We start from the raw sequence: 26800 nt of genomic DNA, 5'->3' as shown, positions 1-26800 counted from the left end.
AGGCACAGGCGCGCGAGTACGGGTGCGGGCGGCTGGGGTGGGGTTACAGCGGGGCTTTCGACCGGTGCTGGTCAGCGGTGCCAGCGGTGCCAGCGGTGCCAGCGGCGTCGGCGGTAGCGGGGCCGGCGGTGGTGGGGTGGCCGGTCGGCGGTGGCCGCCGGGGGCCGGGCGGGGATGCGGGCAGGTCGGCCGGTGCCGGTCGGTTGACCATGGCCAGCCAGACGTGCAGGGCTGCGATCCACAGCGCGGTGGCCCCGGCTATGTGCAGCTCCACCAGCGCGACCGGGACTCCGGTGAAGTACTGGACGAACCCGACGCAGGCCTGGGCGACCGTAATGACGGCGAGCGCGTTGCTCGCGCGAACCGCAGCCCGGGACGCGCCACCGACACGCACCGTAAGGACCGTCGCGATGACCAGCCCGACCAGGAGCATCGCGGCGTCGGCGTGCAGCTGCGCGACGTTGGTGATGTCGAACCCGAACCGTTTCGCCTCGGCGGAGTCCCCGCTGTGCGGCCCGGTGCCGGTGACCACCGTGCCGAGGACGAGCACCGCCCCGGCGACGCCCACCAGCAGCCGGGACAGCCAGAGCAGCTCGCGCCCACCCGCCGGCCGCGTCGGGCCCGGGCCGGCGCAGGCCCGACGGTCGAGCGCCACGACGTCGAGCAGCAGCAGCATGGACAGCAGGAAGTGCCCCGCCACCAGCGCGGGATGCAGCTTGAACAGAACGGTCAGACCACCGAGCACCACCTGGCCGAGGAAGCCCAGCCACAGTCCGAACGCGAGCAGGACGAGGTCACGGCGGCGCTCGCGCAGCCGTAACGACACCAGCGGCAGCAGGAGCATCACCGCCCCGACGACGGTGGTCAGCAGCCGGTTGCCGAACTCGATCCAGCCGTGCACGGAGTACTCCGACTGCGTGACGAACGAGTCCTCGCTGCATCTGGGCCAGGTGGGGCAGCCGAGCCCGGAGCCGGTGAGCCGGACCGCGCCGCCGGTGACCACGATCAGCGCGAGCAGGACGACGCTGACGCGGGTGAGCCGCTGGAAGACCACCGGACTCACCGTGGGTAGTCGTAGTGGCTGCCGCATGTTCATTCCCGTGGATACTACCGTCTGTAGAAGTCCGGGTCCGGCGTTCCTGCTCCGACCGGTGTCCCTACTCCCATCTGAAGGTCCGGGCCGCCAGCGCCAGGGAGCCGACCGCCCAGGCACACAGCACGAGCAGATCGCCGACGGGCAGGCCGGCGCCGTCCTGCAGGACGGCCCGCAGGCCGTCGGAGGSGGCCGCGGTGGGCAGCGCCTGACCCACCGCCTCCAACCAGCCCGGCAGCCGGGACAGCGGGACGATCACCCCGCCGACGAGCAGCAGCAGCAGGTAGACGCCGTTGGCCGCGGCCAGCGTCGCCTCCGCCCGCAGGGTGCCTGCCATCAGCAGCCCCAGGCCGCAGAACGCGACGGTGGCCACCAGCAGGAGCAGCGCGACCCACCACGGCCCGCCGTGCGGGTGCCAGCCGAGGGCGAAGCCGACCGCGACCAGCACCGCGACCTGGATGAGCTCCACGGCGACCACGGCCAGCGTCTTGCCCGCCAGCAGGAGCGAGCGGGGCAACGGGCTGGCGCCGAACCGTCGCAGCACGCCGTAGGAACGCTCGAAACCGGTCGCGATCGCCTGCCCGGTGAACGCCGTCGACATGACCGCGAGCGCCAGGATGCCCGGGACGAGGAAGTCCACCGAGCGGGCGCCGTCGGTGGGAAGCACGTCCACGGCGGTGAAGAACAGCAGCAGGCCGACCGGGATGACCAGGGTGAGCAGCACCGACTCCCCGCGCCGCAGCGTCAGCTTCAGCTCGATCGTCGTCTGCGCGCGCAGCATGTTCCACCGGCTCGCCGCCCCCGGCGCGGGACGCAGGTCCAGCGGCTGTCGCACGCCCGCGGCGGAGCCGGAGTCGACCGGCCTGGCCGGCTTCCCGCTCCGGCCGCCGATCGGTACCTCCGTGTCGGTCATGGCCGCAACGCCGAACCGGTGAGTTCCACGAACACGTCCTCAAGACTGCGCTGTTCGACCTGGAGGTCCTCGGCCATCACACCGTTGCCCGCGCACCAGGCGGTCACCGCGGCGAGCATCTGCGGGTCGACCTTCCCCTGTATGACATAGCGCCCGGGCGGTCCCTCCCTGGCGACGGTGCCGCTGGGCAGGGCCAGYTCCAGCCGGTCGATGTCGAGGCCGGCCAGCGCCCGGAACCGCAGTTCCCCCTTGGCGCCGCCGCTGGTCAGCTCGGCCGGGGAGCCCGCCGCGAGGACCTTGCCGTGGTCGACGATGACGACGTGGTCGGYGAGCCGCTCCGCCTCGTCCATGGCATGGGTGGTCAGCACCACCGTGACCCCGGCTATCCGCAGCTGTTCGATCAGCTCCCAGGTGGCGCGGCGGGCCTGCACGTCCATGCCGGCGGTGGGCTCGTCGAGGAAGACCAGCTCCGGACGGCCGACGAGGGCCATCGCGAGGGCCAGGCGCTGCTGCTGGCCGCCGGAGAGACGGCGGTAGGGCATCCCGGCCACTTCGGTGATGCCGACACGCTCGAGCAGGGCGATGACGTCCAGCGGGTCGCGATGGTGCGCGGCGATCAGGGCGAGCATCTCACCGGCGCGGGCGCCCGGGTACACCCCGCCGGACTGGAGCATGACTCCCACCCGTGGGCGCAGAGCGGGTCCGTCGCGGGCGGGGTCGAGCCCGAGTACCCGCACGTGGCCGGCGTCCGGGCGTCGGAACCCCTCGCAGATCTCGATCGTGGTTGTCTTGCCGGCGCCGTTCGGGCCGAGCAGTGCCGTGACCGAACCCGCCACAACGGTCAGTGACAGATCGTTGACAGCATGTATGGCCCGGTTCGAGCGTGGCCAGTAGGTCTTGACCAGGCTGGAAACCTCGACTGCCAGGTCGTCCGCCACACACGCGATCCTACGGACCTTTGCCGCTGTAGGTGCGACCGGAACCACCCGGATGCGGTCAGAACCCCTCAGCGACCCGCCCGCGACGTTYGTCGGGCGGCCACCGGCGACGGCCGGGAACGAGGCCAAGGGGCGTGGGGGAGCGCGGGAAACAGCGTCGGGACCGGCGCTGGGGGACAGTGTCGGGAACGGAGCCAGGAACGGGGCTGGGGGACGGCGTCGGGACCGGGGTCAGGAACGGGGCTGGCCGCGCCGCCCGCGCGGCAGGGCGGGTCGCTGCCCGGATCCCGGCTCGACGAGCGTGCCCCACGCGCGCAGCCGCTCGTAGAGCAGCGGCGGCGTCGTGCTGTAGAGCCGCGCCAGCGAGAGCAGGTCCGTGCGACGCAGGCGCAGCACGTCCCGGGAGCTCTCCGAACGCAGCACCTGCACGATCGCGATCCAGCGCCGCAGCGGGCCGGTCCGGGTCGGTGGCAGCTTGCGCAGCCGCTGCAGGTCGATGGTCAGCGGCGGCAGGCCGGCCAGTTCGGAGCGGTCCGTCTGGGACGGGATGAGCACAACCGCGGTCACGTCGTAGAGCTCGGCCAGCTCCATCAGGCGGTGTACCCGCAGGGAGCGGCGTCCCCGCTCATAGGCRCCCAGGGTGCCGGCGGTCCAGCGCCCGTTCGTACGCTCCTGGACGTCGACGAGGGACATGCCGCGCCGGTGGCGGGCGGCTCGCAGCCGGCGTCCCAGCTCCGCCGCGTAGTCGTCGCGCTGCGGGCTCGTGCCGGCCTTACCGTTACCGGCTTTACCGCTACCAGTCTTACCGCTACCGCTACCAGTCCTACCGCTACCAGTCCTACCGCTACCGGCCTTACCGGTGCCGGCGGCGTCCGGGGCGGATCCGGAGATGCCGGCCAGGTCAGCGTCGGGCTCGCGAGCGCTGTGGTCGGCCTCGGTCACGGTCTCCGTCCGGGTCGCGTCGAGCCGGAGACGCCTTCCGCCCCCGGCCACAGCCTGTCAGGAGTTGGTCTGTGAGATGGTCGATTCACACGATGACAGCCCGATGCGGGTGGTCTCCGTGTGGTATCGCCGCGGGCCGGCATGCCGCTGCCCGGAGCCGCCGACGGGTGTGGCGGATCAGACGCTCGCCCCAAGCGGACGCTCTTCGCCCAGCTCAGATGCCACGATGGTCGGGTACCTCGACAGATCACGTCGTACCGGTGGGCCGAGGGGTTAGACCCTCGGCGGGAAATAAGGCACAGTGGTGTTGTGAAAAGCATGCCCGACACCTCCAACGGTACGGCGGCCGATGGCCGGACCCGTGACCGTGTCGCGCGCCTGCTCCTGGAGCTCGGCCCCTCGACCGCGGTCACCCTTTCCGCACATCTCGGCCTGTCACCGGCGGCGATCCGCCGCCATCTGGACGCGATGCTCGCGGAAGGCACGATCACCACCCGGTCGGCTCGTAACCCGGCTCCGCGTGGCCGTGGCCGTCCGGCTCGGGTCTACCAGCTCACCGCCGCCGGTCACGCGGCCGGCCCGACCGCGTACGAGGATCTGGCCACCAGCGCGCTGAGCTTTCTCGCGGACGTCGCCGGCCAGGCGGTCGTCGCGGAGTTCGCCGAGGCGCGCGCCGCCGAGTTGGAGCGGCGGGTGCGGGCCGCGGTCGCCCGGGCCGATCCGGCCGACCGGCCGGCGGCGCTGGCGGCGGCGATGTCCGCCGCCGGTTACACCGCGAGCGCCTCGCAGCTGCCGACGGGCGTCCAGATCTGCCAGCACCACTGCCCCGTCCAGCATGTCGCCGAGCAGTTCCCCGAGCTCTGTGGCGCGGAGACGGCCGCGTTGTCGCGGCTGTTGGACTCCCACGTCCAGCGGCTCGCCACCATCGCCCATGGTGACGGGGTGTGCACGACGCATGTGCCGCTGGAGACCCGGGAGTCCCAGCGGCCCGAGGACGACCACGATCGTGCCGCCCCGGCCTCCAGCGGGCCTACCGCCTCGGACGGGTCCGCCACGTCGGCCGGGCCGGCCGTGTCCGCCGCGCCGCGGTCCGCCCCACCTGTTTCCACCCCCACCGCCACTTCTCTGACCTCCTCGGAGGGTCCTGTCATATGACCACAACTCCTGAGACCGAGATCGACAGTCGGCTCGAAGGACTGGGTTCCTACAAGTTCGGCTGGTCCGACACGGACGCGTACGCGGCGACCGCCGAACGCGGGCTGTCCGAAGCGGTCGTCCTGGGCATCTCGGCCAAGAAGGGCGAGCCGGAGTGGATGACCCAGCTCCGGCTGAAGGGTCTGAAGCTGTTCGGTCGCAAGCCCATGCCCACCTGGGGCGCGGACCTGTCCGGGATCGATTTCGACAACATCAAGTATTTTGTCCGTTCGACCGAGAAGCAGGCGGAGAGCTGGGACGACCTGCCGGCGGACATTCGCAACACCTACGACAAGCTCGGCATCCCCGAAGCCGAGAAGCAGCGTCTGGTCTCCGGCGTGGCGGCCCAGTACGAGAGCGAGGTCGTCTACCACAAGATTCGTGAGGATCTTGAGGAGCAGGGCGTCATCTTCCTCGACACCGACACCGGCCTGCGGGAGCACCCGGAGATATTCCAGGAGTACTTCGGCTCGGTCATCCCGGTCGGTGACAACAAGTTCGCCGCRCTGAACACCGCGGTGTGGTCCGGTGRCTCCTTCATCTACGTCCCGCCGGGCGTGCACGTGGAGATCCCGCTGCAGGCGTACTTCCGCATCAACACCGAGAACATGGGCCAGTTCGAGCGGACCTTGATCATCGTGGACGAGGGTGCCTACGTCCACTATGTCGAGGGCTGCACCGCGCCGATCTACTCCTCGGACTCGCTGCACTCCGCGGTCGTGGAGATCGTCGTGAAGAAGAACGCCCGCTGCAGGTACACGACCATCCAGAACTGGTCGAACAACGTCTACAACCTGGTGACCAAGCGGGCCGCYTGCCAGGCCGGCGGCACCATGGAGTGGATCGACGGCAACATCGGCTCCAAGGTGACGATGAAGTACCCGGCGGTGTGGCTGCTCGGCGAGCAGGCCAAGGGCGAGGTGCTCTCGATCGCCTTCGCCGGCGCCGGCCAGCACCAGGACGCCGGCGCGAAGATGGTGCACGCGGCGCCGCGGACGTCGTCCACGATCGTGTCCAAGTCGGTGGCCCGCGGCGGCGGCCGCACGTCCTACCGCGGTCTGGTGCAGATCCAGGAGGGCGCGCACAACTCGCGGGCGACGGTGAAGTGCGACGCCCTGCTGGTCGACACGGTCAGCCGGTCGGACACCTACCCCTACGTCGACGTCCGCGAGGACGACGCCTCCATCGGGCACGAGGCCACCGTGTCCAAGGTCGGGGAGGACCAGCTCTTCTACCTGATGAGCCGCGGGCTGTCCGAGGACGAGGCGATGGCGATGGTGGTGCGCGGGTTCGTCGAGCCGATCGCCCGCGAGCTGCCGATGGAGTACGCCCTCGAGCTCAACCGACTGATCGAGCTGCAGATGGAAGGCGCGGTCGGCTGATGGTGACAGCTCCTGCCCACAACGGTTCGCCGGGTTCACCGACTCCGTCGGGCTCGCCGGACGGGTCGCCCGCCGCCACCGCGGTCGGTGGAACCGCCACCGCGACCGTGCCGGTGCCGGCGGGGTCGTCGACCGGCCTGCCGTTCGGCTCTCGGCCCGGGGCGGCCGCGGGCGCGCCGGACCGGCGGCCCGACAGCCGGCCGCGGCCGGTGCACTCCCGTGACCCGCAGGCCCATCCCGTCCCGACCGGGCGTGAGGAGGAGTGGCGGTTCACCCCGCTGCGCCGCCTGCGCGGCCTGCTCACCGGCCCGGAGGCGACCGACGCCGCCCTTGAGGTGAGCGTGCAGGCCCCGCCGCCGGTCACGGTCGAGCATGTCGGCCTCGATGACGGGCGTATCGGGCGGGTGCTGACCCCGTCCGACCGGGTGTCGGCGTTCGCGATGACCCGGGCCGAGCACGCCGTCGTGATCACTGTTCCCGCCGAGGCCGCGCCGGCCGAGCCGGTGGTCGTGCGGCTGCACGGCGGCGGCGGGGTCGCCTACGGCCATCTGGTCGTCGAGGTCGGCGCGTTCGCGTCCGCCACGGTGGTGCTTGATCACACCGGGGCGGCCACGTTCGCCGGCAACGTCGAACTGTCGGTCGGTGACAGCGCGTCACTGACGCTGGTGTCGTTGCAGGACTGGGACGCCGGCGCGGTGCACGTGGCCGCGCACGCGGCCGCGGTCGGTCGGGACGCGCGGTTCCGCTCGTTCACCGTCACCCTCGGTGGTGATCTGGTACGTCTGTCACCCACGGTCACCTACGCCGGGCCCGGTGGGGACGCGGAGCTCTACGGGCTGTTCTTCACCGACGCCGGCCAGCACCAGGAGCACCGCCTGCTCGTCGACCACGGCCCGCGCTCGTGCCGCAGCCGGGTGGCCTACAAGGGCGCCCTGCAGGGCGACGGCGCGCACGCGGTGTGGATCGGTGACGTCGTGATCGGGGCGGACGCCGTGGGTACCGACACCTACGAGCTCAACCGCAACCTCGTCCTCACCGACGGCGCCCGGGCGGACTCGGTGCCGAACCTGGAGATCTCCACCGGGGAGGTCGTCGGCGCCGGCCATGCCAGCGCGACCGGGCGGTTCGACGACGAGGCGCTGTTCTACCTGATGGCGCGGGGCATTCCGGCGGACGAGGCGCGGCGCCTGGTCGTCCGGGGCTTCTTCGCCGAGATCGTCGACCGGATCGAGATCGATTCGCTGCGGGAGCGGATCGCCGCGGCGGTCGAGGCCGAGCTCGGCGGGGTCGTGTAGTGGGCGGTTTCCAGCGGGCGTGTGCCCTCTCCGACCTGAGCGAGGACGTCCCGCTCGGGGTGGAGATCGACGGGGAGCCGGTGTGCCTGGCGCTGGCGGCCGGGCAGGTCTACGCCATCCGCGACGAGTGCTCGCACGCCGACGTCATGCTCTCCCAGGGCGAGATCGAGGACGCGAAGATCGAGTGCTGGCTGCACGGTTCGCAGTTCGACCTCACCACAGGTGAGCCCCTTGGGCTGCCGGCAACCGAGCCGGTGCCCGTCTATCCCGTGAAGATCGACGGCGACGATGTGCTCGTGGACGTCGGGGAGTCATAGCGCACGGCGCGCAGCGCACGCCAGGCCACGGTGCGAGTCCTCCAGGGCAGGCCTCCACAGCGGGGCAGGCCCTGTGGGGCAGGGCACAGGGCAGGGTGCGCGGCGCGCGTCACAGATAGCGGTTTGAGGAGATTGAACTAACGTGTCGACCCTTGAGATCCGTAACCTCCATGTCTCGGTGGAGACCGACTCCGCCGAGGGGAGGGAGATCCTGCGCGGCGTGGATCTGACGATCCGTCGCGGCGAGACCCATGCGATCATGGGGCCGAACGGCTCCGGCAAGTCGACGCTGGCGTATTCCATCGCAGGCCACCCCAAGTACACGATCACCGAGGGAACGGTGACGCTGGACGGCGTCGACGTCCTCGCGCAGAGCGTCGACGAGCGGGCCCGCGCCGGGATCTTCCTGGCCATGCAGTATCCCGTCGAGGTGCCCGGTGTGTCGGTGTCGAACTTCCTGCGCTCGTCGGTGACGGCCGTGCGCGGTGAGGCGCCCAAGCTGCGGACGTGGGTCAAGGAGGTCCGCGAGTCCATGGCGACGCTGGAGATGGACMCGGCGTTCGCCGAGCGCAGCGTCAACGAGGGCTTTTCCGGCGGCGAGAAGAAGCGCCACGAGATCCTGCAGATGGCCCTGCTCAAGCCGAAGATCGCGATTCTGGACGAGACCGACTCCGGCCTCGACGTGGACGCGCTGCGGATCGTCTCCGCCGGCATCGAGTCTGTCCGGTCGGCGGGGCAGACCGGCATCCTGCTGATCACCCACTACACCCGCATCCTGCGATACGTGAAGCCGGAGTTCGTCCACGTGATGGCCGGCGGCCGCATCGTCGACTCCGGTGGCCCGGAGCTCGCCGCGGTCCTGGAGGACAGCGGCTACGACCGGTACGTGAAGACGACCGAGCCGGCCGGGACGGTGGCGTGACGACGATGACCGACACGGGGAGCGACACCAGGGCCAACGCGGGGCCCGCGCCCACCCTCACCGGGGTGGGCGGGCCGGTGCCCGGGTACGACGTCGAGCGGGTACGCAAGGACTTCTCGATCCTGACGCGCCGGGTCCACGACGACCGGCCGCTGGTCTACCTCGACAGCGCGGCGAGCTCGCAGAAGCCCACCCGCGTCCTCGACGCCGAGCGGGACTACTACGAGCTGCACAACGCCAACGTCCACCGCGGCATCCACGTCCTCGCCGAGGAGGCCACCGCGCTGTACGAGAACGCCCGGGACAAGGTCGCGGCGTTCATCGGCGCCCCTCGGCGCGACGAGGTCGTCTTCACCAAGAACTCCTCGGAGGCGCTGAACCTCGTCGCCTACGCGATGAGCAACGCGGCGGCGTCCGGCCCGGAGGCGGAGCGGTTCCGGCTCGGCCCCGGCGACGAGGTCGTCGTCACCGAGATGGAGCACCACTCCAACCTGGTGCCGTGGCAGATGCTGTGCCGGCGGACCGGGGCGACGCTGCGCTGGATCGGCATCACCGACGACGGCCGCCTTGACCTCACCACCCTCGACCAGGTGATCAACGAGCGGACGAAGGTCGTCTCGTTCGTGCACCAGTCGAACATCCTCGGCACGGTCAACCCGGTCGCGACGCTGGTCGCCCGGGCCCGCGAGGTCGGCGCGCTGGTCGTCCTCGACGGCTCCCAGTCCGTGCCGCACATGCCGATCGACGTCACCGCCCTCGGCGTGGACTTCCTCGCCTTCACCGGCCACAAGATGTGCGGGCCGACCGGGATCGGCGTGCTGTGGGGCCGGCGCGAGCTGCTGGAGGTCATGCCGCCGTTCCTCGGCGGCGGCGAGATGATCGAGCTCGTGACGATGGAGGCGTCGACCTACGCCGCCCCGCCGCACCGGTTCGAGGCCGGCACCCCGATGATCGCCCAGGCGGTCGGTCTCGGCGCCGCCGTCGACTACCTCACCGATCTTGGCATGGACGCCGTCGCCGCGCACGAGCACGACGTCACCGCCTACGCCATCGAGCGGCTGACCGCCGTACCCGGGCTGCGGATCATCGGGCCGCCGGACGCGGTCGACCGGGGCGGCGCCGTCTCGTTCGTCCTGACCGGCTCCGACGGCCGGCCGCTGCACCCGCACGACGTCGGCCAGCTGCTCGACGAACTCGGTGTCGCCGTCCGTGTGGGGCATCACTGTGCCCGCCCGGTCTGCCTGCGCTTCGGCGTTCCGGCCACGACCCGGGCGTCCTTCCACCTGTACTCGACCCGAAGTGAGGTCGACGCGCTCGTGGAAGGTCTGGGGCATGTCCGGAGGTTCTTCGGAACGTGAAACTGGACTCCATGTACCAGGAGATCATCCTGGACCACTACCGCAACCCGCATCACCGCGGGCTGCGCGAACCGTTCGACGCCGAGGTCCACCACGTCAACCCGACCTGCGGCGACGAGGTGACCCTACGGGTCAGGGTCGCCGACGGTGTGGTGACGGACGTCTCCTACGAGAGCGAGGGCTGTTCGATCAGCCAGGCGTCCGCGAGCGTCATGACCGACCTTGTGATCGGCAGGTCCGTGGCCGACGCGCTCGGACTGGAACGGGAGTTCCTGGCGCTGATGCAGTCCCGCGGCACCATGGAGCCGGACGAGGACGTGCTGGAGGACGCGGTCGCCTTCGCGGGCGTGTCAAAGTATCCGGCCAGGGTCAAGTGCGCCCTGCTGTCATGGATGGCCTGGAAGGACGCGACCGCGCAGGCCGTGGGCGGCATCCCGGAACAGGAGACGGACCGATGAGCGAAACCACCACGCTGGCCGACCAGGAGACGACCGGTAGCGACCCGGCGGCGGCGCGAGCCACGGCCACCGCTGCCACCACCGCCGGCGACCCGGCCGCCACCGGCGCGGCGGCTCCCGGCGAGGCAGCCGCTGTCGACGGGACGGCCGCCGGTGGCGGGCAGAGCGCTGGCGGCGGGACGGCCCCAGGGGGGGAGGCCGCCGGAGGGGTGGCCGCCGGCGGGGTGGCCGCCGGTGCTGCCGTCGACAAGGCCGCTCTCGACGACGTCGAGGAGGCCATGCGCGACGTCGTCGACCCCGAGCTCGGCATCAACGTCGTCGACCTGGGCCTGGTCTACGGGATCAACATCCACGACGACAACACCGTGACCCTGGACATGACGCTGACGTCGGCGGCGTGCCCGCTGACGGACGTGATCGAGGACCAGACCCGCTCCGMCCTCACCGACGGCCCGGACGCCCTGGTCAACGACGTGACCATCAACTGGGTCTGGATGCCGCCGTGGGGCCCCGACAAGATCACCGATGACGRCCGCGACCAGCTGCGCGCCCTCGGCTTCAACGTCTGATTCGGGACGCCTGCCCCGGGACCGGCACCGCCGAACCCCGGCYACCTCGGCCACCGCCGAACCGCCCCCCACCGCCGAACCCCGGCCACCGTCGGCCGGCCGCCCGACTGCCATCCAGCGCCCCTTTCCAGTTCATGATCGCTATAATTTTGTCGTTGTGTACGCTTTTCGGCCCGATATGCGTACACAACGACAAACTTACGCTGATCATGGTTGGCCGCTGCCCGTGGCGAGGGCGCGTGTGACGGTGTGGGTCACGTAGCCGGGGCGTTGTGTCACGTCGGGCCAGGTGAAGCGGAGTACGGTCCAGCCGAGTGTTGTCAGCAGGTTCTGCCGGTGCCGGTCGCGGTACAGGGCCACCGGGCCGCCGTGTACGGACGTCCCGTCCGCCTCGACGTCGAGCTGACGGCTCGGCCAGGCCAGGTCCAGACGGGCGACGACGCGTCCACTGTCGTCCCGGACCTGCCACTGGAGCTGTTCGGGAGCCACGCCGGCGTCGGTCAGCAACAGCCGTAGCCGCGTCTCCAGCGGGGACTCGGCTCTGCCGTCGGCGTGCCGCCACCAGCTCGACCGCGCTGCCGCGCCCCGCCTGCCGAACGCAAGGGACCGGGCGCTGGTGAGATCGGTGAGATGACCGCCGCGCAACGCCGCGTCCATGAGAGCGACGGCATCATCACGGTCGCGGCGCAGCACCATGTCGACGAGTGTGCGGGGCGCCGATGTCGTCGGAATGCCGTGGATGTCCGTGACGTGGGCGTGYGGCACGTCATCCCAGTGCAGTTTCACGCCGTTCGGCTGTCTCCGCGCGGACTCGAATGGCAACAGCAGGTGCACCGGCTCGTCGGGCCGTGCCACCGGGAGGCCGCCGAACGCCAGCAGCCGCGCCGCGGTGATCTCGCAGGCAACGGCGTCCGGCCGGTGTAGCAGGGCCGCGCGAACCCGGCTCCGATGCGGGTGAGCCCCAGGCAGAAGGTACGCGCCTCTTCCCGGATACTGCCACTCGCCGCTGTGGACAAGACGCGCGATCTGCCGACGGGTCAGCCCGAAAGCCTGGGCCTGCGAGCCGCTGATCACCCCGTCCTGCTGCCGCGCCTGACGCAGAAGAGCCGGCGGTGTGCTGAACGGCGAGCGGACCATGACTGGATCTTCCCCACGCACCCCGGAACGGTGCCATACCTGAAACGGATCTGTGGACAACCGTCGAAGGCGCCGATTCAAGATCCCGGACAGTGATGTAGGTGGTGTGGTCACGGCGGCCGGCGCGGATGCCGGCGTGGGCTGGGATGGGGCCGGGCCACAGGTTCGGAAGCCCGGTTCGCGGTGGGTGGCGCTGGGGAGGTGTCGGCAAGTTAGCGCGGGGGCGTGTGGAGTGGCGGGCGGGCCTATCGTGGAAATATGACGGTCACTACTGAGCTGGAGTCCGAGACAGCCCGTTGGCAGACGTCTGTGTGCGGGGTTGGCTGGGACGTCGACGCCCTGAATATCGACAACGCTGTCATCAGTCGTACGGGTGTCGATGGCGGAGGCGTGCCAGACGGCGGGGTTGATGCGCCTGTGGCGGGCGGTGCTGGCGGGGTCGGCAGCGTTGGCGGAGCCGGTGAGGTTGGTGGAACCGGCGGGGTTGGTGGAACCGGCAGGGTTGGCAGCGTTAGCGGAACTGGTGAGGCCGGCGGGGCCGGTGGGGGCGTGCGGCTGGCCGGGCGGGAAGCCGAGGGCTGGCAGGGTCGTCCGGATGCCCTGCGCTCGTCCCCGCTGGCGGTGCCGGCGGGGTCGAGGTCGCGGGTGGGTCCGGCTGCCGTCGGTGCTGTTCGGTCGGCTGTTCTGCGTTGGTGGGCTGTCGTTCTTGCCGTTGGGACCGTCGTTGCCACGATGATCGAGCCGGTTCCCGATGGCCCTCAGGCGGTGGATCGGACGCCGGTCCTGATCGGGGCCATCGGTGACGTCACCCTGGTGCTGCTGTTCGTGGCCTTTGTCGCGCTGCTTGCCGGCCGCCGCTGGGGGCTCGGGGCGGCCACCTACGCGGGCGCCGGGCTTGTGGCGCTCTCGGCGCTGTGCCCGGCCTCGGGCCATCACGATGTGGCGGCCTGGTGGTTCGCGCAGCTCGCGATCAGCGTCGGTCTGTTCGCGGGCTCCCTTGTGCTGCGTTCTCGGGCGAGCGCGCCAGCCCGCCCCTGAGGACCGCCGCGCCGAGGGGAGCGCGCCGGGGAGAGCGCATCGGGACGGGACGGAGAACACACCTAGCCCGAGACATGCCTTCCTGTTTACTTACCGCAAGCGTCTCGTGTCGCTACGGTTATATGTACAGATCGTAGCGACACGGGGAGTAAGCATGCTCAATCAACGGCACGATCAGAGACGATGGCCCGACACTGGCCAGAAGCCCAGGTCAGGGAGGTCATCACGGTGGATACAGGGGCCCCGAGCCGACGTCAGCTCGCCGTTCTGGCCACTCTCGCCGCTGGCGGCGCAGTGACGATGTCGCCCTTCGTCGACGAGCTGGCGGACGTCGACGCGCGCTTCCGAGTACTGGTCTGCGAGTACGAGGACATTCCGCTGACCGAATCCCTGCCGCGGCTGGACGCCCTCTACGCGGAGGTCGTCCGCCTGTCCGAACGTCGGGTGGCCCCGGCGCAGCGCCGGGCCGCCGGCGCCACCCTGGCCCATGTCGAGGCGCTGCGCGCCGACGCGCTGTTCAACACTGACCGGATCGACCAGGCCCGGCGGCTCGCCGAGGCCGCCTACCGGCACGGCCGGTCCGCCGGCGACGCGTTAGCCGTCGGCTACGCCCGGAAGATCGCCGGAATGATCGAGCTGTACGAGGAGCATCCGGAGTCGGCGTTGCGGCTTGCCATGGACGGCCAGCGCCAGGCCAACGGCACCCCGGTGGCCATCGCCGCGCTCGCGCTGCAGGCGCGGGCGGTCGCGGTCCTGCCCGGCGGGCGTCCCGACGAGGTGGCCAGGATCGCGGACCGGGCGATCGGCCAGGCGTTCGCGCTGCCGGCCGAGCAGCGGGGGACTCCCGGCGGGGAGGATCCCGGTGCCGTCCACCCGGTGGAGGTCGCCTACCACGGGCTGATCGCCGCCGCGGCGGCCGGTGACCACAGCGCCGCCACGGACTACGCCGACGTCGCCCTGCCCGCGCTGACGGCGATGAACCGTCCGGGATTCGTCGCGGTCGCGCTCGCCCATCTGGCCGCCGCCGACGCCCACCGTGGCGACGTGGAATCCGCGCTCGACCGGGCCGGCACCGCCTTCGACCTGGCGCCCCGCCCGTTCCGGGCGGTGGGCCGTCCGCTGGCGGCGACCCTGCTCGCGCTGCGGGCCGGTCACGCGAACGCGGACGGCGTCCGGTCCTTCCTCGCCCGGGCCCGCGCCTGGAAACAGGACGGGAGCACGATCTGACGCTCTGATCGTGGACGGCCGTCCCGCGGCGGGCCCGGCATCCGGACCTGCCGCGAGAACCGCACCCCGGCTCTCCACGCCTGGCCCGGCCGGGGCCGTGGGCGGGTCAGCGCCAGGCGGTCTCCGAGACGGGGGAGCGGCCGATCAGCGGCCGCCACCACGCCTCGTTGTCGCGGTACCAGGCGACGGTTGCCCGCATCCCGTCGGCGAAGCCGATCTCGGGCGCCCAGCCGAGTTCGGTGCGCAGCCTGGTCGAGTCGAGCAGGTACCGCCGGTCGTGGGACGGGCGGTCCGGCACGATCGTCTTCAGCGACTCCGGCAGGCCCAGTTCGGCGAGGATGGTGTTGGCGATGGTCTCGATGTCGGCCTCGACCCCGCTGCCGACGTGGTAGGTCTCGCCGAGCCGGCCGTGTTCCAGTACCGCGTCGATCGCCCGGCAGTGGTCGGCGACGTGCAGCCACTCCCGGCGGTTACGCACCGACGCGTACAGGGGCAGGTTCTCGCCCTGCAGGGCCCGGGTGACGAACAGCGGGATGACCTTCTCCGGGAACTGGTACGGCCCGTAGTTGTTCGAGCAGTTCGTGATCGTCACCGGCAGGTCGTAGGTCAGGCCGTAGGCGCGCACCGCATGGTCGCCACCGGCCTTGGCCGCGTTGTACGGCGTCCGCGGCAGGTACGGGGAGTCCTCGGTGAACGCGCCGGGGTCGTCGAGGTCCATGTCGCCGTAGACCTCGCAGGTCGAGATCTGGTGGAAGCGGGCCACCCCGACCGTGCGGGCCGCCTCCAGCAGCGTCTGGGTGCCGATGACGTTGGTGGAGAAGAAGTCGCCGGGACGGATGATCGCCAGGCTGTTGTGCGACTCGGCGGCGAAGTTGACCACCACGTCGACCTTGTGCTCCCGCAGCAGCGACTCGACGAGCCCGCGGTCCCGGATGTCCCCGTGTACGAACGTGATCTCCGCCAGCACGTCGGCGAGGTTGTCCCGGCAGCCGGCGTAGGTCAGCGCGTCCAGCGCGACCACCTGGTCCTGGGGATGCCACTCACGCCAGTAGCGGACGAAGTTCGACCCGATGAACCCGGCGGCTCCGGTGACCAGCAGCGTCGACATGGGTGGCACGTCCCCTTTCGGAAGAGATCGGGATCGGCGGCATCGGCGTTCCGATCCGGGCCAGCCTCTCACGGCCGGGTGACGCCGCTGGTCGCCGCCCGCTGGTCGAGGCCGCCGTCGCGGCGAGCGGCGGCCAGCGGCGATGCCGGCTCAGGACGCCGGCTCAGGACGCCGGGCCAGGACGCCGGTCAGTCCGAGGACGTTCGTCCAGCGCCGTGCGCACCGCGTTGCCGATCAGATGTGTCAGCCGGGGATGGGCGCTGCGGCGAGCGCGGACATGGAGCGGTTCGGGGTCGACCGGTGGCAGATCGTCACGGCGTTCCAGTCCCTGCGGCACCGCCCCGACATCGGCGAGCAGCGCGACACCGACGCCGGCGCGGACCGCGTGCAGCACGCCGGCGAGGTATCCGGCCTCACCGACGACTGAGGCCGTGCGCCCGGCCCGGGCCAGCACCCGTAACGCCTGGCTACGGATGGTGCACGGATCGTCGATGGCCACCAGTGGCAGCGGCCGTTCCGGCGGGGGCGCCGCCCAGTCGGTGGCCGCGAACCAGRCCAGCGGCAGCCGGCCGGCTGGACGGGCCGTGGCGGCGTTCCCCTCCCMGATGAGCACGGCGACGTCAATGCTGCCCCGGTCGAGTGCCTCGTTGATGCGGGCTCCCCGGTCGAGCCGGAACCTGACCTGGACGTCGGGGAACTCCGTGGTGAGCGCGGACATCACCAGCGGGAGCAGATGGTCGGCGGCGTGTTCGGTCGACCCGATGGTGATGGTCGACTGGCCCGCCAGCACCGCGTCCACACCCAGTTGTTCGAGCGCGTCGTCGTGCAGGGTGAGGATCCGTCGCCCCACGGCGACGAGTAGTTCACCATCAGGGGTGAAGCGTGTGCCGCGGCCGTCCGGGGCGACCAGCGGCCGGCCGACCGCTTTCTCCAGGCGGCGCACATGCTGGCTCACCGCCGACTGCGAGATGCACAACGCCTCCGCGGCGCGGCGGAAGCCGCCGTAGTCGGCGATCGCCGTGAGGCTGCGCAGGGCCGTGAGGTCCAGTACGGGGGGCACAGTGCACGATAGCGCGACTGATTTCATTTCGTAATAGGTCTGATCGTGGATCCGCGTTGGACATCCACGGGAAATGGCACCATTCTGATGGCCATGGTCAGGAAACGGGGTGTGCGGCAGCACGGACCGCTTACATTCCGTGTTGTTTTCTATAGTCCACCGCGACGCCGGATCGCGCAGCACGTCCTGACCCGCAGGCGCGTCATCGACTTCGGGACCATCACCTCCGCCTGTTGTCCCGTGCCTTGTTCCGTCCGTTGACACCGGCGCGTCACCGCCCGGCCTGATCCGGCGACCGGCGGCCGAGCCATAACGGATCATCCAGGTCATCCAGGTCATCCAGGTCATCCAGGTCATCGGGGTCATCGGGGTCATCGGGGTCATCGGGTCGTTCGGATCGCTTCGATCGTCCGGTTCATCCGGTTCGTCCGGGTGGCACGTCAGCGCCGGCTCCTGGCGGTTCCCGGCCCGGTGCCGGCGCCCGCTGCCGGTCGCGCCGTCGGCTCGCGTCGGTCGGCACGGCATGCGCCCGTCATCCCGAGAGGCTCCCGGCCACCGGCCGAGGCGCTGTCACGGGCCGGCTCGGCTCCGGGGCCGCGGGGCCCGGCGTGGGCCACACCGTCACGCCCGCCACACCGTCACGCCCGCCACCTCGCCTATTCACCCATCTATCTCCACCTGTCGGGCATAGCAGATATCAGCTCCCAACCGGACATAAGGACGTAGGTCGATGACGTCAGCTCAGCTCGCCGCCGCCGCAGTCGCGCCCACGGTGGCGGCGTGGGACAACCCGCCCGCGGTCGCGCCGCGGGGAACGGTGATCCTGATCGCCGGCCGGGGCGAGCATCCGGGGCTCTACGAGCGGTTCGGCAACCGGATCGCCTTCGACGGCTACCGGGTCCGGGTGGTCGGCGACCCGACCGCGCACGAGCGGACGGTGACGTCCCAGATCAACCGTCTGCTGGCCGACCCGGACCTGCCCGCGCCGCGCGTGCTGGCGGGCTCCGACGCGGGCGCGGCATTCGCCGCGGCGCTGGTCGCCGCCGGGAAGGTGCGGGTCGACGGCCTCATCCTCGTCGGTCTTCCCGGCGGGGAGACGACCGTCACGGACATCGGGGAATGGGAGTGGGAGACCGAGCTGGGTGAGCGCACCGCCTGCCCCACCCACCAGGCGCGGCTGGACGCCGACGTGTCGGTGCGCCGTGGCGCGCTGACCGTCCCGATACCCCGGTCCTGGATCGCCGACGGTGATCTTCGTCGGGTCGCCGTACCGGTGCTCGGCCTGCACGGGACGGCCGACCTRCTCAGCCCGCTGCCGGCCGCGCGAGAGCGTTACGCGGGCGCGCCCGTCGCCGAGTTCGTCACCATCGACGGCGGCAAGCACGACGCCCTCAACGACGCCACCCACCGGACAGCCGCGGCCGTGGTCGTGCTGTTCCTCGAACGGTTGCGGGCCGGCGCCGACCTGCCCGAAATCGCGCGCTGGACCCCCTGGTCGTAGCCGCGTCAACGGCGCCGATCAGCCACCCGTCCGGCGCATCCGGAGGACCGTCATGACCGTCGAATTCATCAGCGGCATAAACATCAATCCGTCCAACGAGCTCAACCGGCTCCGTCTCCCGGCCATTGACGTGCCCTTCCTCAGGCGTTACGCGCGGGCCCTGGAGGACGGCGGCTTCGACTACACACTGGTGCCCTACCACTCCTCCTTCCAGGACCCGTTCACCCTCGCCACGGCCATCACACAGTTCACCGAGCGGCTCCGGCCGATCGTCGCGCTGCGGCCCAACACCATCTACCCGACGGTCGCGGCCAAACAGCTGGCCACCCTCGACCAGCTCAGCGGTGGACGCGCGGTGGTGCACTTCATCGCGGGCGGGGACGACCACGAGCAGGCCCGCGAGGGCGACCGGCTGGGCAAGACCGAACGCTACGCGCGACAGGCCGAGTACATCGACATCCTCCGCCGGGCGTGGGCCTCGACGACGCCGTTCGACCATGCCGGGACCTACTACTCCTTCGAGGACTTCGTCTCGGTCGTACGGCCGGTCAACGGCGGCATCCCGGTGTCGGTCGGCGGGTCGTCGCCGGAGGCCTACCAGGTGGGCGGCGCGCAGGCCGACATCTTTGGCCTGTGGGGCGAACCGCTCAGGGAGACCAGGGAACAGATCGACGCGGTGGCCGAGCAGGCCCGCCTCGCCGGTCGCGAGGACACCCCCCGCATCTGGGTCACCTTCCGTCCGATCATCGCCCCCACCGAGGAGCTGGCCTGGGAGAAGGCCCATCGGATCCTCGACGTCCTGCGGGGCAACAACGGGCTCGCGCACGCGGCGTTCCGCGCCACCGGCGCGAAGGAACCGCCCAACGTCGGCTCCCAGCGGCTGCTGCGGGTGGCCCGCGACGGTGACCTGCACGATCGTGCGCTGTGGACGCCCACGGCCTCCGCGACCAACGCCGCCGGCGCCTCCACCGCCCTGGTGGGGACGCCCGAGACCGTCGCCGCCGCCATCCTCGACTATGTCGACCTCGGTGCCGAGCTCATCTCGATCCGCGGGTACGACAATCTCGACGACGTCATCGACTACGGCCGTTACATCCTCCCACTGGTGCGCGAGGAACTGGCCCACCGCGCGGCGACGGGCCGTCGCGGCGAGATCGTGCGGGAGGACGCCGGGCGCGGCCGCCCGGCCGTGCCGGCGGCCGCCTCCGACGGTGGCCCGCACGGCGATCGGGGAGCACAGGTGCGGGAAGCGTCGGCCGCGCGGGCCGGCCGGCTGGGGCAGCAGGTGGCGTCGTGAGCGTGTCATCGCGGTCCCAGACCGGCCCGGCCGACCGTCCCGACCTTTCCGCTGCCGGTTCTGCCGCCGCCGATCGTCCCGATATCGATCCTGCCGCCGCCGGCCGTCCGGTGGCCGCGCTGCCGGTCGTGGACGTCTCCGACGACGCGCTCGCCCAAACGAGCGCGCGACTCGCGCTCACCGCCGAGGAGTACGACCGTTCCGCGGAGTTCCCCTGGAAAGGCGTCCAGGCCGTGCACGACGCGGGCCTGCTGCGGCTGGGGATCGCACCCCGCTACGGCGGCCAGGGCCTCAGCGCCACCGACAGCGTCCGGGTCCTGCAGTGGCTGGGCCGGGGCGACCCGTCGGTCGCCCTGATCACAGCKATGACGATCCTCCAGCACGTGCTGGAGGACATCGACCCGTGGTGGCCGGAGGATCTCTACCGCACCGTGGTCGACGACTCCCGCCGGCGGCCGGTGCTGCTGAACGCCATCCGCGCCGAGCCGGAGTGGGGAGCGCCCGCCCGCGGCGGGCTGCCGGCCACGAAGATCCGGCGGACCGCCGCCGGCTGGCTGCTCAACGGGCACAAGGGCTTCGCGACAAGCTCGGAAGGCCTTGCCTACCACCTGGTGTGGGCGGCCACCGAGGACCCCGACCCGCTGCTGGCGCACGCCGTCGTCCCCGCCGACACCCCCGGTATCGAGATCGTGCGCACCTGGGACCACCTCGGGCTGCGGGCGAGCAGCACGCACGACGTCATCTACACCGACGTGGAGATCCCTTTCGAGAACTTCCGCGGCGTGCCCCTCTCCGAGCAGCGCGCCGACCCGGGCCTGGGTGCTGTCGGGATCGGCGTGCCCGCGCTGTACATCGGGGTGGCCCGGGCCGCGCAGGAGTTCTTCCTGCGTTTCGCCAACGAGCGCATACCCACCTCGCTGGGACGTCCCATCGCCACGACCGAACGGATCCAGACCATCGCCGGCGAGATCGAGGYGCAGCTGGTCCAGGCCGAGGAGATCGTCTACGGGGTGGTCCGTCGTTTCGACGAGGGTGACCCCAGCGCGTCGCAGCGCTTCCTCGTCGCCAAGCCGTTGGTCGTGCGCGCCGTTGTCACAGCCGTGCAGACCGCGGTGGCGGCGATCGGCAACCCGGGCCTGACCAGGCACAACCCTCTCGAGCGGCACCTGCGCGACGTCTACTGTGCCCGCGTCCATCCGCCGCAGGAGGACTCCGCCCTGCTGCTCGCCGGGCGCCAGACGCTCACCGCCGCGCGCTGTTAGAGCCACATCCAGGGCCACGTCAGCTCGACCGAGGCCCCGTCCGCAGGTGCCCTCAGAGCACCCGGCAGCAGCCCGGACCGCACCCGGCCGCACCCACACATGCACTCACAACCCGTGGCGTGCGGCCGCCACCACGAAACCGTTCCCTGTTCGACCGGTTCCGGAATTCCGGAATCCACCTGACCTGTTCACGGAAGACAACTCTGGGAGTCATATCCTGATGGCCGTATCGTGGCGTCGCCGAAGTGGCGAGGACACCGACAGAAATATCAGCGGCAGCGCCGACGGAAACAGTGCCGACGGAAACAGCGCGGGCCGACGCCGCCCGCGCTGGCGGGCGGCGACCACCTCCCTCCTCACCGTCGCCTTCCTGGCCGCCTGCGGGGGCGGGGACGGCGGGAGCGGCACGAACGCCGACAACGCGCAGCCCGTGCCGGGCGGCCGGTTGAAGATCGCCTTCTGGGCGGACTTCCAGGGCTGCATCGACCCCAACCAGGTGTACTGGATCGAAAGCCGCAGCATCGACCGCAACTTCGCCGACTCGCTGACCGATCAGGACCCCAGGACCGGTGAGATCGTCCCGTGGCTCGCCACGAGCTGGACGGCCAGCCCCGACGCCCGCGAGTACACCTTCACCCTGCGCAAGGGCGTCACCTTCAGCGACGGCACGGCGCTCGACGCGTCCGCGGTGAAGACGGCCCTCGACGGGGTGCGCGACCTCGGCGCCAAATCGACCCTGGGCGTGACCTACCTCGCCGGCTACGAGTCGTCGACCGTCGTCGACCCGCAGACGGTGAAGGTGAACTTCAAGGTGYCCAACGCGGCGTTCCTGCAGGCGACGTCCACCACCACCCTGGCGATCCTCTCGCCGGCCACCTAAAAGGAGACCGCCGAGGCCCGCTGCGCGGGCAAGGTCATCGGCTCGGGGCAGTTCGTGCTCGACAGCTACACCGCAGCCAAGGCGGCCAGGCTCAGCCGGCGCGCGGGCTACGCGTGGCCGAGCGCGCTGGTGAAGAACAAGGGTGACGCGTACCTCGACGGCATCGACGTCAGCTACATCGCCGAGGACAGCGTCCGGGTGGGCAGCCTGACCACCGGCACCATCGACGTCGCCTGGCCGCGGCTGCCGATCACCTCCGCCGACCAGGAGGTCATCAAGGCCGCGAACGGCGTCATCGAGACACRCTCCCTGCCCGGCATCAGCGCGCAGATCGTGCCCAACGTCAACAGGGGCGGYCCGCTGGCCGACCTGAAGGTGCGCCAGGCGCTGTACAAGGCGATCGACCTGAAAAGCTACGCGTCCACCGTGTACTGGGACAGCTACCCGGTGGTGAAGGGGCCGTACGACTCGACGACGCCGTACGCGGCGGACCTGTCCGCCAAGCTCGCCCACGACCCGGCCGGGGCGGCCGCGCTGCTGGACAGCGCCGGCTGGGCCAAGGGCCCGGACGGCTACCGCTACAAGGACGGCCGGAAGCTGACGCTGACCTACCTCATCACCGCCTCGACCCCCGGCGAGCAGCTGCTCCAGGACCAGCTCAAGAAGAGCGGCATCGACCTGCAGCTCAAGGTCGTCACCAGCGCGCAGCTCACCCAGCTGACCACCGCCGGCGAGTTCGACCTCGCGGGCAGCTACCTGACCCGGGGTGACCCGAGCGTGCTCGGGTCGACCCTCGACCGGGCCGTCACGAAGAACTACGCCACCGTGTACTCCCAGGACGACGCCACAGCCGCCGAGGTCAGCAAGCTGTTCGCCCGCGGGCTGAACACGATCGACCCCGCCCAGCGGGCCGCGGCGTACAAGGATCTGCAGGACTACCTGATCGACCACGGGGTCGTCTTCCCGACCTACGACCGGGTGCAGGTGGTCGGGCTGTCGAACAAGGTCCACGGGTTCGCCTGGACCTCCGAGAGCTTCCTGCGCGCCAACGACATCTGGCTGTCGAAGTGACCTGGCGGTCATGATGCCGAGAACACCGAGAACACCGAGAACACCGAGAATGCTGAGAACGCCGAGACGGTCGTGATGCTCAGATATCTCGCCGGTAGGTTCGCCCAGGCACTGCTGGTGCTCTGGGYGGCCTACACGGTCACCTTCGTCATCCTGCACGTGCTGCCGAGCGACCCGATCACTCTGCAGCTCGCAGCCGGCGGGGTCGACGTCAGCCAGCTCACCCCGGACCAGCTGCACTCCATGGAGGCGCGGTATGGGCTCGACGAGCCCGTACTCACGCAGTACTTCGGCCGGCTGTGGGACGCCCTGCACCTCAACTTCGGCATGTCGCTCACCCAGAACGTCTCCGTCGGCAGCCTCGTCTCCGRCCGGCTGCCCTCGACCATCGTGCTGACCCTGGTCTCCGTCGGGCTCTTCCTGGTGTTCGGCGTCGGGCTGGCCTATCTGGCCTCCTACGTCCAGTGGCGGCCGGCCCGGGTGCTGCTCAGCCGGCTGCCCGCGGTGGGCATCTCACTACCGACGTTCTTCGTCGGGCTGCTGCTCATCCAGGTGTTCGCCTTCTCCCTCGGCTGGTTCCCGGCCAGGGGCACCGAGGGATGGCGCAGCGTGGTGCTGCCCGGGGTCACCCTGGCGCTTCCCGGGTCGGCGATGCTCGCCCAGGTGCTCATCCGCAGCCTCGGCGACACCTGGCAGGAGCCGTACATCGTCACCGCCAGGGCCAAGGGGCTGTCCCGCTGGGCCATTCAGTTGCGGCACGCGTTCCGCAACGCGGCCCTGCCCGCGCTCACCCTGCTGGGCGTGCTCGTCGGCTACACGGTGACCAACGCGGTCGTCGTCGAGACCGTCTTCTCCCGCAACGGGATCGGCCAACTGGCCCAGCAGGCCGTCCTCGGCCAGGACGTGCCCGTCGTCCAGGCCGTCATCGTCATCGCGGCGGCGATCTTCGTCGCTGTCAATCTGGTCGTCGACCTGCTCTATTCGTTCCTCGACCCTCGTGTCGCCCACACGGCCCGGGTCACTTAGGGTCACTGAGGCAGGAATCATGTCCGAGAACATCCTGGTCAAAGGCTCGGAGCAGGCCGCTCCGGGTGTCCCGCCGGCCCCGGTTCCGGCTCCCGCCGCGGGCCCGGCGTCGGCCGCGGGCGGTGCCGCGCCCGTCGCCGGGAGCGGGCCCATCCGAACGGATACCGGCGGCGGCCACACCGGTGAGCGACATCCGGCGGGCGGACACCTCCGGCGGTCCGCGGTGTTCGAGGTGGTGCGGCCGTTCCTGCGCCGGCCGGGGTTCGTCCTCGCCGCCGCGTTCATCGCGTTCGTCGTGGTCTCGGGCCTGTTCCCCGGGGTGTTCACCTCGTACGACCCGACAGCGACCACACCGGCGGAGAAGCTGCGCGGACCAGGCCTGGACCATCTCTTCGGCACCGACGAACTGGGCCGGGACCTGTTCTCCCGGGTCCTCCACGGCTCGACCCTCACGATCAGGACCACCGGGGGAGCCGTTCTGATCGCGATCGTGGCCGGGCTGGCGCTCGGGGTCGTCGCCGGGTTCCTGGGCGGGTGGATCGACAGCCTGCTCATGCGCACGGTCGACGTCGCGCTCGCCCTGCCGCTGCTCCTGCTGGCGCTGGCGATCGTCACCGCGCTGGGCTTCGGGATGCTGCCGATGGCGATCGCCGTCTCGGTGGGCATCATGCCGGGGTTCGCGCGGACGACCCGGGCGGAGGTGTTCCGGGTCAAGGGGCAGGCGTACGTCGAGGCCGCCCGTACCGGCGGCGCCTCATGGATCAGGGTGATGTGGCGGCACGTCCTGCCGAACTCGTGGGGCCCGGTGATGGTGCTGGCCATCCTCGACTTCGGCACCGCCGTGCTGAGCATCTCCTCGCTGAGCTTCCTGGGCTTCGGGGCCCCGCCGCCCGCCGCCGAGTGGGGGACGCTGATCTCCAGCGGCCGTAACTACCTGGTCACCAGCCCATGGCTGTCGCTGCTGCCGGGCCTGTTCGTCGGCCTGGTCGTGTTCAGCCTCAACCACGTCGCCCGAACCCTGGAGGAGGTGCGGTCGTGAACGAGGGAGCGACGCGGCGAACCGGGGACGGCGTGAGCGAAGGAGCCGAGGGAGCCGGCGCGAACATCGTGGAACTGTCCGGGCTGTCGGTCGGCTACCGCAGTCGGGGGCGGACGGCCCTCGCGGTCGACGGCCTGGACCTTACGATCGTGCCCGGCGAGACCGTGGCCGTGGTCGGCGAGTCCGGCTCGGGCAAGAGCACCACCGCCAACGCCATCCTGGGGCTGCTGCCCGCCAACGGGCAGATCGTCGCGGGTTCGATCCGGGTGGCCGGCACCGACATCACCACGGCCCGTGAACGCACCCTGCGGGCGAYCCGTGGCAACGTCGTCGGGCTCGTCCCGCAGGATCCGATGGTCGGCCTCAACCCGACGATGCGCGTCGGCGGCCAGGTGGCCGAGGCCGTCCGCCGGCGCGGTGTGGACAGGCGGCTGGTGTCCGCCGAGGTGATCGAGGCCCTGGAACGGGCCGGGCTGGACGAGCCGGTGCTGCGCGCCCGGCAGTATCCGCACGAGCTCTCCGGTGGCATGCGGCAGCGGGTGCTCATCGCCATCGCGCTGGCCGGGCATCCCCGCCTCATCGTCGCCGACGAGCCGACGAGCGCGCTGGACGTCACCGTGCAGCGCACGATCCTCGACCATCTCGGGCGTCTCGTCGCCGAGACGGGCACCTCCCTGCTGATCATCACCCACGATCTCGGGATTGCCGCCGACCGGGCCGACCGGGTGGTCGTCATGCAGCACGGGCGGGTGGTCGAGCGCGGCGACCCGGAGTCGGTCCTGCTCGCCCCCCGCGACCCGTACACCCGGCACCTCATCGAGGTGGCCCCTGCGCTGTCGCACTCCGGGCAGGTAGTCCCCCGCTTCACCGGGATCGCCCCGGCAGCGGAGATCCTGCGGCTGGAGGCCGTCACCAGAGATTTCCGCCTGCCTCGGACGTCTGGCGGCAACCGGGTCCTCCGGGCGCTGGAGGACGTCACGCTCTCGGTGCGGGCCGGGCAGACCCTGGGCCTGGTCGGCGAGTCCGGCTCGGGCAAGACCACCGCGCTGCGTATCRCCATGGGCCTGGACAAGCCCACCAGCGGACGGGTGCTGCTGGACGGGAAGGACATCACCTCCGCCGGCTGGTCGGAGCTGCGGCCGCTGCGACGGCGGTTCCAGCTCGTGCACCAGAACCCGTACTCCTCGCTGGACCCACGGTTCAGCGTCGAGGAGAGCATCGCCGAACCCCTGGTCTCCTTCCGGATCGGCGACCGGGCCAGCCGGGCCGCCCGGGTCCGTGAGCTGCTCGACCAGGTCGCTCTGCCGGCGGATTTTCGCGAGCGCAGGCCGAGGGAGCTCTCGGGCGGGCAGCGCCAGCGGGTGGCGATCGCCCGGGCGCTCGCACTCGGGCCCGAGCTGGTCTTCCTCGACGAGCCCGTCTCCGCGCTCGACGTCTCGGTGCAGGATCAGATCCTGGGGCTGCTCACCGGGCTGCAGCAGGAGCTCGGGGTCAGCTACTTCTTCATCTCCCATGATCTGGCGGTCGTCGCCCAGATCTCGCACGAGGTCGCGGTGCTGCGCCGTGGCCGGGTCGTCGAGAGCGGCTCGACCGCGGCCGTGTTCGCCGCGCCCGAGCAGGAGCACACCCGTGAGCTGCTCGGCGCCATCCCCGGGCAACGGTTCGCCGCCGCGCTGGCCGCGGCCGCCCGACCGGCCGGGACTCCGCCAGGAGAGGCCGGGACTCCGGCAGGATCGGAGTAGGCCCAGCCGGGATCAGCGAAGGCTGCGAATC

23 protein-coding genes and 1 pseudogene are annotated in these 26800 nt (G+C 71.1%); 17 read left to right on the top strand and 7 right to left on the bottom strand.

The window, feature by feature from the left end:
• Positions 1-43: 43 nt before the first annotated feature.
• The 4 genes from BL254_RS06155 to BL254_RS06140 form a co-directional block, all read right to left on the bottom strand.
• Positions 44-1054 (bottom strand): heme A synthase, encoded by a 1011-nt coding sequence (locus tag BL254_RS06155; protein WP_371390069.1) that lies wholly within the window; start codon positions 1052-1054, stop codon positions 44-46.
• Positions 1055-1157: 103 nt separating this feature from the next.
• Positions 1158-2006 (bottom strand): ABC transporter permease, encoded by an 849-nt coding sequence (locus tag BL254_RS06150; RefSeq protein WP_076842758.1) that lies wholly within the window; start codon positions 2004-2006, stop codon positions 1158-1160.
• A complete protein-coding gene (locus BL254_RS06145; protein ID WP_076842757.1) occupies positions 2003-2944 on the bottom strand; it encodes an ABC transporter ATP-binding protein in 942 nt (313 codons plus the stop codon). Before BL254_RS06145 ends, BL254_RS06150 begins: the two co-directional genes overlap by 4 nt.
• A gap of 231 nt (positions 2945-3175) precedes the next feature.
• Positions 3176-3676, bottom strand: a complete 501-nt coding sequence (locus tag BL254_RS06140; protein WP_052914473.1) for a transcriptional regulator — start codon at positions 3674-3676, stop codon at positions 3176-3178.
• Between the two features lie 528 nt (positions 3677-4204).
• Between BL254_RS06140 and BL254_RS06135 the strand changes: the two genes are divergently transcribed.
• From BL254_RS06135 to BL254_RS28190, 8 genes are all read left to right on the top strand, one after another.
• The gene (locus BL254_RS06135; RefSeq protein WP_076842756.1) at positions 4205-5041 is read left to right on the top strand and encodes a metalloregulator ArsR/SmtB family transcription factor; all 837 of its coding nucleotides are present in this window, start codon (positions 4205-4207) and stop codon (positions 5039-5041) included.
• Positions 5038-6462: a Fe-S cluster assembly protein SufB gene (gene sufB, locus BL254_RS06130; RefSeq protein ID WP_076842755.1), complete on the top strand. Its 1425-nt coding sequence runs from the start codon at positions 5038-5040 to the stop codon at positions 6460-6462. The genes BL254_RS06135 and sufB overlap by 4 nt, the downstream gene beginning before the upstream one ends.
• Positions 6462-7757 (top strand): Fe-S cluster assembly protein SufD, encoded by a 1296-nt coding sequence (gene sufD / locus BL254_RS06125; protein WP_254857839.1) that lies wholly within the window; start codon positions 6462-6464, stop codon positions 7755-7757. Before sufB ends, sufD begins: the two co-directional genes overlap by 1 nt.
• Entirely contained in the window at positions 7757-8074 is a 318-nt protein-coding gene (locus BL254_RS06120; protein ID WP_047222405.1) for a non-heme iron oxygenase ferredoxin subunit, read from the top strand. Before sufD ends, BL254_RS06120 begins: the two co-directional genes overlap by 1 nt.
• Before the next feature lie 142 nt (positions 8075-8216).
• A complete protein-coding gene (gene sufC, locus BL254_RS06115) occupies positions 8217-8996 on the top strand; it encodes a Fe-S cluster assembly ATPase SufC (protein WP_076842754.1) in 780 nt (259 codons plus the stop codon).
• A gap of 5 nt (positions 8997-9001) precedes the next feature.
• Entirely contained in the window at positions 9002-10354 is a 1353-nt protein-coding gene (locus BL254_RS06110) for a cysteine desulfurase (protein ID WP_235433405.1), read from the top strand.
• Entirely contained in the window at positions 10351-10812 is a 462-nt protein-coding gene (gene sufU, locus BL254_RS06105; protein WP_013873125.1) for a Fe-S cluster assembly sulfur transfer protein SufU, read from the top strand. Before BL254_RS06110 ends, sufU begins: the two co-directional genes overlap by 4 nt.
• Before the next feature lie 209 nt (positions 10813-11021).
• Positions 11022-11381, top strand: coding sequence for a metal-sulfur cluster assembly factor (locus BL254_RS28190; RefSeq protein WP_254857869.1), 360 nt, complete (start codon positions 11022-11024; stop codon positions 11379-11381).
• Positions 11382-11588: 207 nt separating this feature from the next.
• On the opposite strand, the gene BL254_RS06095 is transcribed toward BL254_RS28190, so the two are convergent.
• Positions 11589-12518, bottom strand: a complete 930-nt coding sequence (locus BL254_RS06095) for a type IV toxin-antitoxin system AbiEi family antitoxin domain-containing protein (protein ID WP_047222402.1) — start codon at positions 12516-12518, stop codon at positions 11589-11591.
• Between the two features lie 765 nt (positions 12519-13283).
• Between BL254_RS06095 and BL254_RS26875 the strand changes: the two genes are divergently transcribed.
• Both BL254_RS26875 and BL254_RS06085 read left to right on the top strand, forming a co-directional pair.
• Positions 13284-13556 (top strand): hypothetical protein, encoded by a 273-nt coding sequence (locus BL254_RS26875; RefSeq protein WP_076842752.1) that lies wholly within the window; start codon positions 13284-13286, stop codon positions 13554-13556.
• Between the two features lie 228 nt (positions 13557-13784).
• Positions 13785-14783 (top strand): hypothetical protein, encoded by a 999-nt coding sequence (locus BL254_RS06085; protein WP_139342204.1) that lies wholly within the window; start codon positions 13785-13787, stop codon positions 14781-14783.
• Between the two features lie 106 nt (positions 14784-14889).
• Here the strand turns inward: BL254_RS06085 and rfbB are convergent, their stop codons facing one another.
• Together rfbB and BL254_RS06075 are read right to left on the bottom strand one after the other, a co-directional pair.
• Positions 14890-15891 carry a dTDP-glucose 4,6-dehydratase gene (rfbB, locus tag BL254_RS06080; RefSeq protein WP_047222400.1) on the bottom strand — a complete coding sequence of 334 codons (1002 nt, stop codon included), beginning with the start codon at positions 15889-15891 and terminating at the stop codon, positions 14890-14892.
• A gap of 163 nt (positions 15892-16054) precedes the next feature.
• Entirely contained in the window at positions 16055-16951 is an 897-nt protein-coding gene (locus tag BL254_RS06075) for a LysR substrate-binding domain-containing protein (protein WP_083730891.1), read from the bottom strand.
• Between the two features lie 730 nt (positions 16952-17681).
• Between BL254_RS06075 and BL254_RS06070 the strand changes: the two genes are divergently transcribed.
• The 7 genes and pseudogenes from BL254_RS06070 to BL254_RS06040 all read left to right on the top strand — a co-directional run bounded on the left by BL254_RS06070 (position 17682) and on the right by BL254_RS06040 (position 26769).
• Entirely contained in the window at positions 17682-18452 is a 771-nt protein-coding gene (locus BL254_RS06070; RefSeq protein ID WP_047222399.1) for an alpha/beta hydrolase, read from the top strand.
• A 52-nt stretch (positions 18453-18504) separates the two neighbouring features.
• Positions 18505-19749, top strand: a complete 1245-nt coding sequence (locus BL254_RS06065) for an LLM class flavin-dependent oxidoreductase (RefSeq protein WP_083730873.1) — start codon at positions 18505-18507, stop codon at positions 19747-19749.
• On the top strand, positions 19746-21011 hold the full coding sequence (locus tag BL254_RS06060) for an acyl-CoA dehydrogenase family protein (protein ID WP_083730872.1): 1266 nt from the start codon (positions 19746-19748) through the stop codon (positions 21009-21011). The genes BL254_RS06065 and BL254_RS06060 overlap by 4 nt, the downstream gene beginning before the upstream one ends.
• Positions 21012-21231: 220 nt before the next feature.
• Positions 21232-22962, top strand: a pseudogene (locus BL254_RS06055) (ABC transporter substrate-binding protein).
• Positions 22963-23037: 75 nt separating this feature from the next.
• Positions 23038-23988 (top strand): ABC transporter permease, encoded by a 951-nt coding sequence (locus BL254_RS06050; RefSeq protein ID WP_076842751.1) that lies wholly within the window; start codon positions 23038-23040, stop codon positions 23986-23988.
• Positions 23989-24007: 19 nt separating this feature from the next.
• Complete coding sequence (locus BL254_RS06045; protein WP_076842750.1) at positions 24008-25027, top strand: ABC transporter permease; 1020 nt, start codon at positions 24008-24010, stop codon at positions 25025-25027.
• Positions 25024-26769 (top strand): ABC transporter ATP-binding protein, encoded by a 1746-nt coding sequence (locus BL254_RS06040; protein WP_076842749.1) that lies wholly within the window; start codon positions 25024-25026, stop codon positions 26767-26769. Before BL254_RS06045 ends, BL254_RS06040 begins: the two co-directional genes overlap by 4 nt.
• Positions 26770-26800: the final 31 nt, after the last annotated feature.

It is taken from the genome of Protofrankia sp. BMG5.30 (assembly GCF_001983005.1).
In the GTDB taxonomy this organism is placed as follows: Bacteria; Actinomycetota; Actinomycetes; order Frankiales; family Frankiaceae; genus Protofrankia; species Protofrankia coriariae.
Note: the sequence above shows the minus strand (reverse complement) of the source record. Positions and strands in the feature narration are given on the sequence as shown.

Bases quoted from the DNA above. Each gene is read 5' to 3' on its own strand.
- BL254_RS06135 (WP_076842756.1), top strand. From the start codon at position 4,205: ATGCCCGACACCTCCAACGGTACGGCGGCCGATGGCCGGACCCGTGAC.
- sufD (WP_254857839.1), top strand. From the start codon at position 6,462: ATGGTGACAGCTCCTGCCCACAACGGTTCGCCGGGTTCACCGACTCCG.
- BL254_RS06110 (WP_235433405.1), top strand. From the start codon at position 9,002: ATGACCGACACGGGGAGCGACACCAGGGCCAACGCGGGGCCCGCGCCC.
- rfbB (WP_047222400.1), bottom strand. From the start codon at position 15,891: ATGTCGACGCTGCTGGTCACCGGAGCCGCCGGGTTCATCGGGTCGAAC.
- BL254_RS06065 (WP_083730873.1), top strand. From the start codon at position 18,505: ATGACCGTCGAATTCATCAGCGGCATAAACATCAATCCGTCCAACGAG.
- BL254_RS06045 (WP_076842750.1), top strand. From the start codon at position 24,008: ATGTCCGAGAACATCCTGGTCAAAGGCTCGGAGCAGGCCGCTCCGGGT.